Source organism: Mycobacterium sp. (assembly GCF_049647605.1).
In the GTDB taxonomy this organism is placed as follows: Bacteria; Actinomycetota; Actinomycetes; order Mycobacteriales; family Mycobacteriaceae; genus Mycobacterium.
In genome coordinates, this window is sequence record NZ_JBARXZ010000187.1 from 1 (window position 1) to 10,894 (window position 10,894).

13 protein-coding genes are annotated in these 10,894 nt (G+C 66.0%); 8 read left to right on the top strand and 5 right to left on the bottom strand.

What is annotated here, in order from left to right; all coding sequences use genetic code 11:
* Positions 1 to 762, bottom strand: a 762-nt coding sequence (locus WBB07_RS23885; protein WP_526311227.1) for a M56 family metallopeptidase, incomplete at its 3' end; no start/stop codon positions are given.
* Positions 763 to 776: 14 nt separating this feature from the next.
* Positions 777 to 1,193, bottom strand: a complete 417-nt coding sequence (locus WBB07_RS23890) for a BlaI/MecI/CopY family transcriptional regulator (RefSeq protein ID WP_526311229.1) — start codon at positions 1,191 to 1,193, stop codon at positions 777 to 779.
* Between the two features lie 241 nt (positions 1,194 to 1,434).
* On the opposite strand from WBB07_RS23890, the gene WBB07_RS23895 reads away from it, so the two are divergent.
* From WBB07_RS23895 to WBB07_RS23930, 8 genes are all read left to right on the top strand, one after another.
* Positions 1,435 to 2,244 (top strand): iron reductase, encoded by an 810-nt coding sequence (locus WBB07_RS23895; protein ID WP_526311231.1) that lies wholly within the window; start codon positions 1,435 to 1,437, stop codon positions 2,242 to 2,244.
* 164 nt (positions 2,245 to 2,408) lie between these two features.
* Positions 2,409 to 2,825: a PaaI family thioesterase gene (locus WBB07_RS23900; protein ID WP_526311233.1), complete on the top strand. Its 417-nt coding sequence runs from the start codon at positions 2,409 to 2,411 to the stop codon at positions 2,823 to 2,825.
* Positions 2,826 to 2,888: 63 nt separating this feature from the next.
* Positions 2,889 to 3,191, top strand: a complete 303-nt coding sequence (locus tag WBB07_RS23905; protein WP_526311235.1) for an urease subunit gamma — start codon at positions 2,889 to 2,891, stop codon at positions 3,189 to 3,191.
* Between the two features lie 7 nt (positions 3,192 to 3,198).
* Positions 3,199 to 3,510: an urease subunit beta gene (locus WBB07_RS23910; RefSeq protein ID WP_526311237.1), complete on the top strand. Its 312-nt coding sequence runs from the start codon at positions 3,199 to 3,201 to the stop codon at positions 3,508 to 3,510.
* A complete protein-coding gene (locus WBB07_RS23915) occupies positions 3,510 to 5,231 on the top strand; it encodes an urease subunit alpha (protein ID WP_526311239.1) in 1,722 nt (573 codons plus the stop codon). The genes WBB07_RS23910 and WBB07_RS23915 overlap by 1 nt, the downstream gene beginning before the upstream one ends.
* A 30-nt stretch (positions 5,232 to 5,261) precedes the next feature.
* Positions 5,262 to 5,912, top strand: a complete 651-nt coding sequence (locus tag WBB07_RS23920) for an urease accessory protein UreF (RefSeq protein WP_526311251.1) — start codon at positions 5,262 to 5,264, stop codon at positions 5,910 to 5,912.
* An 18-nt stretch (positions 5,913 to 5,930) separates the two neighbouring features.
* Positions 5,931 to 6,623, top strand: coding sequence for an urease accessory protein UreG (gene ureG, locus WBB07_RS23925; protein ID WP_526311241.1), 693 nt, complete (start codon positions 5,931 to 5,933; stop codon positions 6,621 to 6,623).
* Complete coding sequence (locus tag WBB07_RS23930; protein ID WP_526311243.1) at positions 6,623 to 7,291, top strand: urease accessory protein UreD; 669 nt, start codon at positions 6,623 to 6,625, stop codon at positions 7,289 to 7,291. Before ureG ends, WBB07_RS23930 begins: the two co-directional genes overlap by 1 nt.
* On the opposite strand, the gene ndh is transcribed toward WBB07_RS23930, so the two are convergent.
* The 3 genes from ndh to WBB07_RS23945 all read right to left on the bottom strand — a co-directional run bounded on the left by ndh (position 7,288) and on the right by WBB07_RS23945 (position 10,414).
* Positions 7,288 to 8,658: a type II NADH:quinone oxidoreductase Ndh gene (gene ndh / locus WBB07_RS23935; RefSeq protein WP_526311245.1), complete on the bottom strand. Its 1,371-nt coding sequence runs from the start codon at positions 8,656 to 8,658 to the stop codon at positions 7,288 to 7,290. The genes WBB07_RS23930 and ndh overlap by 4 nt on opposite strands.
* 91 nt (positions 8,659 to 8,749) lie before the next feature.
* Entirely contained in the window at positions 8,750 to 9,667 is a 918-nt protein-coding gene (locus tag WBB07_RS23940) for an LLM class F420-dependent oxidoreductase (protein ID WP_526311247.1), read from the bottom strand.
* Positions 9,668 to 9,742: 75 nt separating this feature from the next.
* The gene (locus WBB07_RS23945) at positions 9,743 to 10,414 is read right to left on the bottom strand and encodes an SDR family oxidoreductase (RefSeq protein WP_526311249.1); all 672 of its coding nucleotides are present in this window, start codon (positions 10,412 to 10,414) and stop codon (positions 9,743 to 9,745) included.
* Positions 10,415 to 10,894 lie beyond the last annotated feature (480 nt).

The following is a 10,894-nucleotide window of genomic DNA, read 5'->3' on the forward strand; positions in this document are numbered from 1 at the left end:
CACTTTGGTTGAGGCACAGGTCACCAGAGCGCGAGCCAGGGGTGGAGCACCGGCCACCCGAACGGCCGCGTCGTCGGCGAGCAGTTCGATCAACAGGCGCACCGCGTCGAGGGCACTGCGACTGCGGACGAATCGGGGGAACGCCACGTAGACGGCGATGAAGGCTTCGAGTACCAGGTCGTGGCGGGCCCGCAGATGGGCTTGTTCGTGTGTCAGGATCGCGGTCACCTCGTCGTCGGCGAGAGTGCTCAGCGCCCCTTCGCTCACCACGACCCGCCCGCGAACCCCGGGTAGGCAGTAGGCCAGCGGCTGTTGCACGTCGAGGATGCGCAGTTCGCTGGGCCGGGTACACGCTTGTGCCGCGGCGCGGCTGTGGCTGACGCCGAGGATGTCCACCAGGGTGCGGTGGTGCGCGCGGCGCCGCCGGGTCGAGATGAACACCTGTGCTCCCGCCACGATCAAGCGGGCGCCGATCAGCAGGGTGAGTCCGAAGACGATGATCGAGCCCAGCCACAGCGGCCAGCCGAGCTGGTCGATCTCACCGAGCAAGGTGGTGGGACGGCCGTCCGGGCCTGGGACGAACAGGCGGCTGGCGATCGCGATACCGGCACTGAATGCCGACAGAACGGCGGCCATGGCGATGGATTGCCAGAGCACTATCGCGGCGCGGGGCGCGCGTAACGGCCACGACGCGCGCGCGAGCAGCGCCGGCGCGGGGCCGGCCAGCAGCAGCGCGAGAAGAGTGAAGGCCAGCGCGGACACGCTGACAGTCTCTCTCAGTCTGGTGTGCGCTCGCCAGCCGAGGTGGTCAAACCATGTTTGGCTTCGAGTTCAGCCAGGGCTTGGCGCAGCGCCGCGGCTTCGTCGGCGCCGACACGTTCGACAAAATGCACCAGCGCCGCGTGTCGGCTGCCGGAGTCGGAGGCCTGGTCGAGAGCGTCGACCATCAGCCCGGCCACCAGCACATCGCGACCGTGCATCGGTGCATACCGGTGCGCGCGGTCGTCGCGGTGCTGCACCACGAGGTGTTTCTTGGCTAATCGTTGCAGCACGGTCATCACCGTGGTGTAAGCGAGGTCCCGGCGTTCCGAGAGTGCCTCGTGTACCTGGCGCACGGTCTGTGGTTCCGGCGCCGACCACAGGCGATCCATCACTGCCTGTTCCAGTTCCCCTAAACGCGCCAACTTGGCCATGATCCGTTCATCTCCGAAAACAATGTTGTAAGCCTACTCGCTATTACTACCGGTCGTCGTATCTACCGTTACGTCCTCCAACCGACGTGACCGCTCGGTAGTTCCGCCATCGAGCAGGAACTTTCTGACGCCCGGGGTTCGGCCTGGTGGCCTTCTCTGCTGTGACTGCACTCACAGGTTTCCCGACGGGGGGCACTCATGCTTTTATGGTTAGGCTTACCTAAGCATACGAGGAGGTGCCATGACCGCCCTGGTCGACGATCCACTCATCGCGGGGATGACGATTCGCCGCATACTGCCGTTGCATGAATCGAGTCGGCGGTTGCGAGTGATTTATCCGGAGTGTCCGCGGGTCTACGGCGTGGCGGTCATGGCTGACGTGTCCAAGCGCCGGTGGTGGCCGTTGGCGGCCGCTGTGACCGGTGACCGACTCGAGATGATGTTCGCGGCGGCCGCCGAAGAGATGGACAGCAAGACCGCGGCTGCCCAGCAGCTGGCGGCCACGCTGGCGCACGCCGTCATCGGACGGGTGGTGGCGTTGGTGGTGCTGGAAGGCCGTGCCTGGGATACCGGGTTGGAGAACCTGTGGGTGCATGTCGATTCCGAAGGTGCCATCGACTGGCTCGGGGTTGTTGATCCGACCGTTCGGGTGCTGCCCGACGATCCGTGCGTCCGGGGTGGGCGTCCGGCGGAGGGGGTGGTGGAGCTCCCGGGTGAGGCCGCGTTGGCGACGTGGATCGCCCACCGGTGTCATCGCTCGTTGTCTCCGTTGTTCGCCAAGCTGCACCAGATCAGCGATGGCGCGGTGAGTGTGGCTGCCATGTGGCACACCGTGGGGTCGGCGATTGTTGTCGCCGCCACTCAGGTGCCCACCCTGGCCGGCTACAGCGAAGTGGTTGCGATGCGTCGTGGCCAGGCCGTGCTCGATGCGCTTGTCGGTTTTGGCCTCCCGGTGCGGGGGCGGTCGCAGCCCCGGCTGCGGGCTGCACATTTTTCTCGGCCGAATCGCCACGAAGGGCTTGCTAAATTAGGGCAGCCTTGCCTATATTGAACAGGTCGAGCTAACGGACCGAGCCGGAGTCCTGAGGGCTGCAGAGACCCCCGGTCCACTCGAAGAGGCGAGCCCCGCGCATCACGCGCGGGGCTCGCCGTCATTCTGGGGCAACAACGAGCCCCGACCCGCTGGGCAGGCCGGCCCGGTGTAGACAAGACATCGTGAAAGCAACTCCGACAGGCGAAACCGACTTCATCGCCCCATTCGACTCTGAAATCGGTTTGGTGTTCACCGAGATCACCCCGGATGGAGCCAAAGCCGAACTCGAGGTCAAACCGTCGCTGAAGCAGCCGATGGGCATCGTCCACGGCGGTGTGTACTGCTCGATCGTCGAGAGCATGGCCAGCATCTCGGCCTACGCCTGGCTGTCGGAGCACGGCGGCGGCACGGTCGTCGGCGTGAACAACAACACCGACTTCCTGCGCGCCATCTCCTCCGGCAAGGTCTACGGCGTCTCCGAACCACTGCACCGTGGTCGCAGACAGCAGCTGTGGCTGGTCACCATCAAAGACGAGAAGGACCGGGTCATCGCCCGCGGCCAAGTGCGTCTGCAGAACCTCGAGGCCGAAACCCCCTGACAGCCCGGTGATCCGCCTCGCTTGCACGGCGCGTTCTTCTCAGCCGTGGCAGGATTGCTGAACATGCGATTGACGCCGCATGAACAGGACCGGCTGCTGATCTCCTACGCGGCCGAACTCGCCCGCCGACGCCAGGCTCGCGGGCTCAAACTCAACCATCCCGAGGCGGTAGCGGTGATCACCGACCATCTTCTCGAAGGTGCCAGAGACGGTCGTAGTGTCGCCGAACTGATGATCACCGGCCGGGACGTGTTGACCCGCGACGAGGTGATGGACGGCGTTCCGGAGATGCTCCACGACGTTCAGGTCGAAGCCACCTTCCCGGACGGCACCAAGCTCGTCACCGTCCACCATCCGATCGGCTGAACATCCTGTGATTCCCGGCGAAATTCTCTTCGGTGACGACGATATCGAGCTCAATCCAGGGGCGACCCGGCTGACGATGGAGGTTGTCAACACCGGGGACCGTCCCGTCCAGGTGGGCAGCCATGTGCACCTGCCGCAAGCGAATCCGGCGCTGTCATTCGACCGCACCGCCGCACACGGCCACCGGTTCGACATCCCGGCAGGCACCGCGGTGCGCTTCGAGCCCGGCGTGGCCCAGGTGGTCAGGCTCGTCCCGCTCGGCGGCTCCCGCGAGGTCCACGGCCTGTCGCTCACCCCACCCGGAAAGCTGGATCGCTGATGGCCGCACTGGCGAGGCCCCGGTACGCCGCACTGTTCGGACCGACGACCGGTGACCGGATCCGGCTCGCCGACACAGACCTTCTGATCGAGATCACCGAGGACCGCAGCGGCGGCCCTGGGCTGGCGGGTGACGAAGCCGTCTTCGGCGGCGGCAAGGTGTTGCGGGAGTCGATGGGCCAGGCCCGCGTCACCCGCGCCGACGGAGCGCCCGACACCGTGATCACCGGCGCCGTCATCATCGATTACTGGGGGATCATCAAGGCCGACATCGGAATCCGGGACGGGCGCATCGTCGCGATCGGTAAGGCCGGCAACCCCGACATCATGTCGGGTGTCCACCCCGACCTCGTCGTCGGCCCGTCGACCGAGATCATCGCCGGGAACGGGCGGATCGTCACGGCGGGCGCCATCGACTGTCACGTCCACCTGATCTGCCCGCAGATCATGGAGGAGGCCTTGGGTGGCGGCATCACGACCATCGTCGCCGGGGGGACCGGCCCGGCCGAAGGCAGTAAGGCCACCACCGTCACCCCGGGTTCGTGGCATCTGGCCCGCATTCTGGAGTCCCTGGACCACTGGCCACTCAACATCGCGCTCCTGGGCAAAGGCAACACCGTCAGCGCCGAGGCCATGTGGGAGCAGTTACGTGGCGGTGCAGCCGGTTTCAAGCTCCATGAGGACTGGGGGACCACACCGGCCGCGATCGATGCCTGCCTGACGGTCGCCGATGCGGCCGGCGTTCAGGTCAACATCCACACCGACACGCTCAACGAGATGGCCTTCGTCGAGGACACCCTGGCGGCGATCAGGGGTCGCTCCATCCACGCCTACCACACCGAAGGCGCCGGCGGTGGGCACGCGCCGGACATCATCACCGTCGCCGCGTTCCCCAATGTGCTTCCCAGCTCCACGAACCCGACTCGCCCACACACCGTCAACACCCTCGACGAACACCTCGACATGTTGATGGTGTGCCACCATCTCAACCCGAGCGTGCCAGAGGATCTGGCGTTCGCGGAAAGCCGGATCCGGCCGTCGACCATCGCCGCCGAGGATCTCCTGCACGATATCGGTGCCATCTCGATGATCGGCTCCGATGCTCAAGCCATGGGACGCATCGGTGAGGTGGTGCTGCGCACCTGGCAGACGGCGCATGTGATGAAAAAGCGTCGCGGCGCGCTGAGCGGCGATGGCGCGGCCGACAACCACCGGGTGCGGCGCTACGTCGCGAAGTACACCATCTGCCCGGCCATCGCGCACGGCATGGACCGCGAGATCGGATCGGTCGAGGTGGGCAAGCTTGCCGACCTGGTGCTGTGGGAACCGGCATTCTTCGGTGTTCGTCCCCATGCAGTGATCAAGGGCGGCATGATCGCCTGGGCGGCCATGGGGGACGCCAATGCTTCGATCCCGACTCCGCAGCCGGTGCTGCCACGCCCGATGTTCGGTGCGGCACCCGCGGCGGCGGCGGCCACCTCGGTGCATTTTGTCGCCGGTGCGGCCATCGAGGACGGTTTGGCGGACCGCCTCAACGTGGCGCGCCGGCTCGTCGCCGTCGAGAACGTCCGCAAGGTCGGCAAGGCCGACATGCCGCTCAACGATGCCATGCCGTCGATCGAAGTGGACCCTGACACGTTCACGGTGCGGATCGACGGTGAGGTCTGGGAAGAACAGCCGGCGGCCGAACTCCCGATGGCGCAACGCTATTTCCTCTTCTGATCATCCTGACTGGATTGCCGCATGTCGAACCTGACAGGTTTGTCCACGTTGCTCGGCCTCTCCGATTCGCGGTTGCCGACCGGCGGGCACGTCCATTCCGGAGGGATGGAAGAGGCCGTCGCCGACAAGCTCGTCACCGACGTGGTGACCCTGGAGGCGTTCCTGCGCCGGCGGATTCGCACCAGCGGTCTGGTCGCCGCATCAGTGGCGGTGGCAGTGCAGACCGGGGCCTTGCGTGTTGAACTCGCTGACCGGGAGTTCGACGCGCGCACACCGGCGCCCGCTGCCAGAGCATCATCGCGGGCCCAGGGCCGGGGTCTGCTGCGCCTGGCACGCCGGGTCTGGCCCAACGGTGGTGCGCTGGTGACCGATTGGTCGGTGCTGGGGCGGGCCCCGCACCTTGCGGTGGTCGCGGGTGTTGTCGGTGAGACCACCGCGCTGGATCCGGAACACACGGCGCTGGTTCTGGTGTACACGACGATGACCGGGTCGGCGACGGCGGCGCAGCGCCTGCTGGCCCTCGATCCTGCCGACGTCGCGGCAGTGACCTTCGCGCTGTCGGAGACGTGTGACCGCACGGCCGCCGAGGCGACCACGGGTCTGGCCGATCTGTCCGATCCGTTGCTCGACCTGCTCGCGCAGCGTCACGCGGCCCGCGAGCGCCCACTGTTCATGTCCTGAGGTATCGAAAGGTCTCCCATGCCACCACATTTCATCGAAGGTGAAGCGCACGCCCACGCGGAACGTCCCAAGCGAACCCGTCGGCCCGGTGAACCGTTGCGCATCGGGGTCGGCGGCCCGGTCGGTTCGGGGAAGACTGCGCTGGTGGCTGCGTTGTGTCGGCAGTTGCGCGACGAACTGTCGCTGGCGGTGCTGACCAACGACATCTACACCACCGAGGACGCCGATTTCCTGCGCCGGCACGCGGTGCTGCCGGATGACCGGATCGCCGCGGTGCAGACCGGCGGCTGCCCGCACACGGCCATTCGGGATGACATCACCGCCAACCTCGATGCCATCGATGACCTGATCGCCGCTCACTCGGGGCCGGGGCAACGCCTGGACCTGATCCTGGTCGAGTCCGGCGGAGACAACCTCACCGCCACGTTCTCGTCCGGTCTGATCGATGTCCAGATCTTCGTGATCGATGTCGCCGGCGGTGACAAGGTGCCCCGCAAGGGCGGACCCGGCGTGACGTTCTCGGATCTGTTGGTGATCAACAAGACCGACCTGGCCCCCATGGTGGGTGCGGATCTCGGTGTGATGCGCCGCGACGCCGCCGCGGTGCGCGGCGGCCGGCCGTTTGTCCTTGTCAGCCTCACCGAGGATCCGGTAGCCACCGACGTGCTCGCTTGGGTGAGGGAGCAGCTGAAGGCGCTCCAGACGGTCTGATGCATTCCGAAGTTGTCATCGTGGCCCGCGCGCACCGGCTGCCACGGATCGAATGCCGCGGCGGGCTCGCGGCACGCATCACCGAGACCGACACCGTGCACCTGGTGTCGGCCGCGGCCACGCCCTTGGGGGGCGACACCATCTCGATCCGGGTGGTCGTCGAGCCGGAGGCCCGGTTGCGGCTGCGCAGTGTCGCGGCAGCGGTGGTGCTACCGGCGGTGGGGGAGTTGACGTCGCACGCGGCGCTGCATCTGGAGGTGGCCGGGTATCTCGATGTCGATCTGGAGCCGACGATCGTCGCCGCCGATGCCCGTCATCTCAGCACCGTCGACGTGCAGCTCGACGGCTCGAGTGCGCTGCGGCTGCGGGAACGGGTGCAATTGGGCAGAAGCGGTGAACATCAAGGGTTTTGGAGTGGTGCGCTGCATGCCGACGCCGCAGGCCTGCCCCTGCTGCGGCACCGGGTCGAGCTCGGTGCCGACTCCGTCTCCCACGACGTGTTGTCGGCTCCGCGGGCCTGTGTCAGCGAATTGTGGGTTCCCGCTGGAGACTCCACGGCCGGTGAGAACAAGAACGCCGGCGAGGCCGAGGCCACTGCGGAGGGGGCAGTGGCGCTCGAACTCGCCGGCGGCGGAGTCTTGACGACCTGGCAGGGTCTGCGGCTCTAGCTGGCCGCTTTCTCATCATCGACGGTGGCTGCAAGCTCTTCGAGCTGCTCGATCCGGGTTCGGGCATAGGCCTGTTGCTCGGTGATGGTGAGCTGACCACGGTTGCGGCCCAGGAAGGTGGTGGTCCAGGACAGCAAGGTGGCGATCTTGGTCTTGAAGCCGACCAGGTACACCAGGTGCAGAACCAGCCAGGCGAGCCAGGCGATGAATCCGCCGAACTCGACCTTGCCTACCTTGGCGACGGCCGAGAACCGCGACACCGTTGCCATCGAGCCCTTGTCGAAGTACTTGAACGGCTCCCGGGTGCTGGGGTCAGCACCCTTGAGCTCGGCCTTGATGATGTTGGCCGCGTACTTACCGCCCTGGATGGCGCCCTGGGCCATGCCGGGCACACCTTCGACAAATGCCATGTCACCGACAACAAACACATTCGGATGTCCCGGAATGGTCAAGTCGGGCAACACCTTGACCCGGCCGGCGCGGTCGATCTCGGCGTCGGACTGATTGGCGAGATCCTTACCGAGCGGGCTGGCCTGGACACCGGCGGACCACACCTTGGTGGCCGCTTCGATGCGCTTGGTCGAACCGTCCTGGTATTTGACGGTCAGGCCGTTGCGGTCGACATCGGTGACCATCGCACCCAGCTGGATCTCGACACCCATCTTCTCCAGCCGGTCCTGCGCCTTCTTGCCCAGCTTCTCACCCATAGGCGGCAGCACTGCCGGCGCGGCGTCGAGCAGGATCACCCGGGCCCTGGTGGAGTCGATGTGCCGGAAGGCGCCCTTGAGGGTGTGATCGGCCAACTCGGCGATCTGGCCGGCCATCTCCACTCCGGTGGGGCCGGCGCCGACAACCACAAATGTCAGGAGTTTTGCGCGCCGTTCCGGGTCGCTGGAGCGCTCGGCCTGCTCGAAGGCGCCGAGGATCCGGCCCCGCAGCTCCAGTGCGTCGTCGATGGACTTCATGCCCGGCGCCCACTCGGCGAAGTGGTCATTGCCGAAGTAGGACTGCCCGGCGCCCGCCGCGACGATCAATGTGTCGTAAGGGGTGCGATAGGTGTGCCCGAGTAGAAGCGAATCGACGGTCCTGTTGGCCAAGTCGATGTGGGTGACCTCGCCGAGAAGCACCTGCGCGTTGTCCTGCTTGCGCAGTATCAAGCGAGTGGGCGGCGCGATCTCGCCTTCGGAGATGATGCCCGTTGCGACTTGATACAGCAGCGGCTGGAACAGGTGATGTGTCGTCTTCGCGATCAGCTTGATATCGACATCAGCGTGCTTCAGTTTCTGCGCAGTATTCAATCCGCCGAAGCCGGATCCGATGATGACAACCTTGTGTTTGTCGGTTGCCGTCGCCCCGGGATGGCTCATCTTTCGCTCCTCAATTAGCTACACATACAACAACCACTACGGTAGTCGTCCGCAATTCCGTCGTCGCAGTGAGATGGGGCACCGCGCACGTCTAAGAGGTGAACAGTGGCTTCAGCGCTTCTCCGACGGCGGTGATGGCGCCAGGAGTGTAGAACGGCATGTTGATGATGATGCCGTCGATACCGACGTCGAGCACCTTCGTCTTGATCTGTTCGGCCACCGATTCGGCACTGCCGACGACCATGCGCTGACTCATCTCGGCCGGTGCCATATCGGCGGTGGCCTTGTCGTCGACAAGTACGGAGAGCAGCATGCTGGTCTCCAGGGTGGCTGGGTCCCTGTCGATCTCCTCGCACTTCTGCCGGACGACGGCCAGCTTGCCCGCCAGCTCGTCGAAGCCTGCGATGACGTTGAGGTGGTCGAAATGTCGCGCTGCCAGCGGGATCGTCTTCTTCTCGCCGGAGCCGCCGATCATCAGCGGGATGTGATCGCGATACCGCGGGTTGGCCAGCGCGTTTTCGGTCCGGTAGTACTTCCCGTCCACCGTGGCCCGTTCCCCCTTGAGCATCGGCAGGATGATTTGCAGCGCCTCGCCGAGTTTGTTGAAGCGTTCGGTGAAGGTGCCGAACTCGAAGCCGAGCTGCTGGTGTTCCAGTTCGAACCAGCCGGTGCCGATGCCCAGGATCGATCGGCCGGCGCTCACCACGTCGAGCGTGGTGATGGCCTTGGCCAGCAGGGTGGGGTTGCGGTAGGTGTTGCCGGTCACCAGGGTGCCGAGTTGCACGCGCTCGGTGGCCATGGCCAGGGCGCCGAGCGCGGTGTAGGCCTCGAGCATCGGCTGCTCGGGGTCCCCGAGCATCGGCAGTTGGTAGAAGTGGTCCATCAGGAAGACCGAGTCGAATCCGACCGCCTCGGCTTCCTGCGCCTGAGCGATGACGGTGGGGAAGAGCTGTTCGACGCCGGTGCCGTAGGAGAAATTCGGGATCTGAAAACCGAGTTTGATGGTCATGATGCGACCCTAACCAGACCTAAGCGGGGCCGGAACCCCGTTACGCTTCGGGTGAACGGGGAATATTGACGCAGGTCAGGCAAAGCTGACGAGCCGTCCGCTGCTGACATGCAGCGTCTCCCCGGTGACATGGCGGGCGCCGGAGGTCGTGAGGAACAGGGCCAGCCGAGTGAGCTCGGCCGCAGTCGACGGCGGGGTCGCCGACAGGCCGTTGTAGCCGGGCTGTGAGCCATGGCCGGCTGCGACCACATTGATCGTGATGCCGCGGACGCCGTACACGATGGCCTGATCGGCCGTCCACGACGACAGGGCGGCCTTGACGGCTGCCTGGGCGGAACCCTGGCCGGGGTTCTCGGGGACGACGTTGATGACCGCACCGCCCGCCCGCAGGTGATCGCCGATGGTCTGCAGGGTCAGCGCTGCCGACAGCACGGTGGTGTCCAGGGCGTTGTGCCAGGAGGTCGCCTGCTCGGCCAACGAGTAGGTGCGGGGATCGCCGTCCTGCCAGCGTGGGGCAGGGACGTGCACGATGGTGTCGAGGTGCTGCGGGAACAGGCTGCGCGCCTCGGCCAGGCTGGCGGGATCGGTGGTATCGCACACGATCGCGTCGACATCGAGTTCTTTGGCGTTCACCTCGAGCTCGTCGCGGCGTGCGCCCGTGAGTACCACCCGTGCGCCGTCGTCGCGGAAACCCTCGGCGATCGTGCGTCCGAGCTCGGTATCACCACCGGTGACCAGTACCTCCATGGCTTGCCTCCTAGTCGCTCACCGTTGAACCACCCGACGTGGCCGCGTTGATCGTGGGCAATGTTACTGGACAGTAGCTAAATCGAGAAACGCAACGCGGGATCGATGTGGAAACACTTTGGAGGCGCCGCGCGACACAGTGTTCAGTGATGCTCATCCGGGTATCACCGGCGCTGCGGCAGCGGTTCGCTGCCTGGTCGGAGCGGCCGCAGCGGGCGCGACACGTCCAACGTCTTCGACAGTCGAATAGGCACGACCAAGCCCGATATGACCACACAGTGAGCAAGGCACACTTGCGTCACCCGAGTAACACGGTAGGTTTTTTCCCATGGATGAGCCGGAGCAGAGTCTGAAACGGCGTAGAGGTAAGTGGGGGTCGCTGGCCGTCGCTGCGGTTTCCGGGGCCAGTGCCATCGCCCTGGTTCTCCCGACCGCTGTGAGCCACGCCGAGCCGGTGCCCGCACCGCCGCCACCGGCGCC

Coding starts and splice junctions, on each gene's coding strand:
- ndh (WP_526311245.1), bottom strand. CDS start 8,658: ATGAGCCATCCCGGGGCGACGGCAACCGACAAACACAAGGTTGTCATC.
- WBB07_RS23890 (WP_526311229.1), bottom strand. CDS start 1,193: ATGGCCAAGTTGGCGCGTTTAGGGGAACTGGAACAGGCAGTGATGGAT.
- ureG (WP_526311241.1), top strand. CDS start 5,931: ATGCCACCACATTTCATCGAAGGTGAAGCGCACGCCCACGCGGAACGT.
- WBB07_RS23930 (WP_526311243.1), top strand. CDS start 6,623: ATGCATTCCGAAGTTGTCATCGTGGCCCGCGCGCACCGGCTGCCACGG.
- WBB07_RS23945 (WP_526311249.1), bottom strand. CDS start 10,414: ATGGAGGTACTGGTCACCGGTGGTGATACCGAGCTCGGACGCACGATC.
- WBB07_RS23905 (WP_526311235.1), top strand. CDS start 2,889: ATGCGATTGACGCCGCATGAACAGGACCGGCTGCTGATCTCCTACGCG.
- WBB07_RS23915 (WP_526311239.1), top strand. CDS start 3,510: ATGGCCGCACTGGCGAGGCCCCGGTACGCCGCACTGTTCGGACCGACG.
- WBB07_RS23895 (WP_526311231.1), top strand. CDS start 1,435: ATGACCGCCCTGGTCGACGATCCACTCATCGCGGGGATGACGATTCGC.
- WBB07_RS23940 (WP_526311247.1), bottom strand. CDS start 9,667: ATGACCATCAAACTCGGTTTTCAGATCCCGAATTTCTCCTACGGCACC.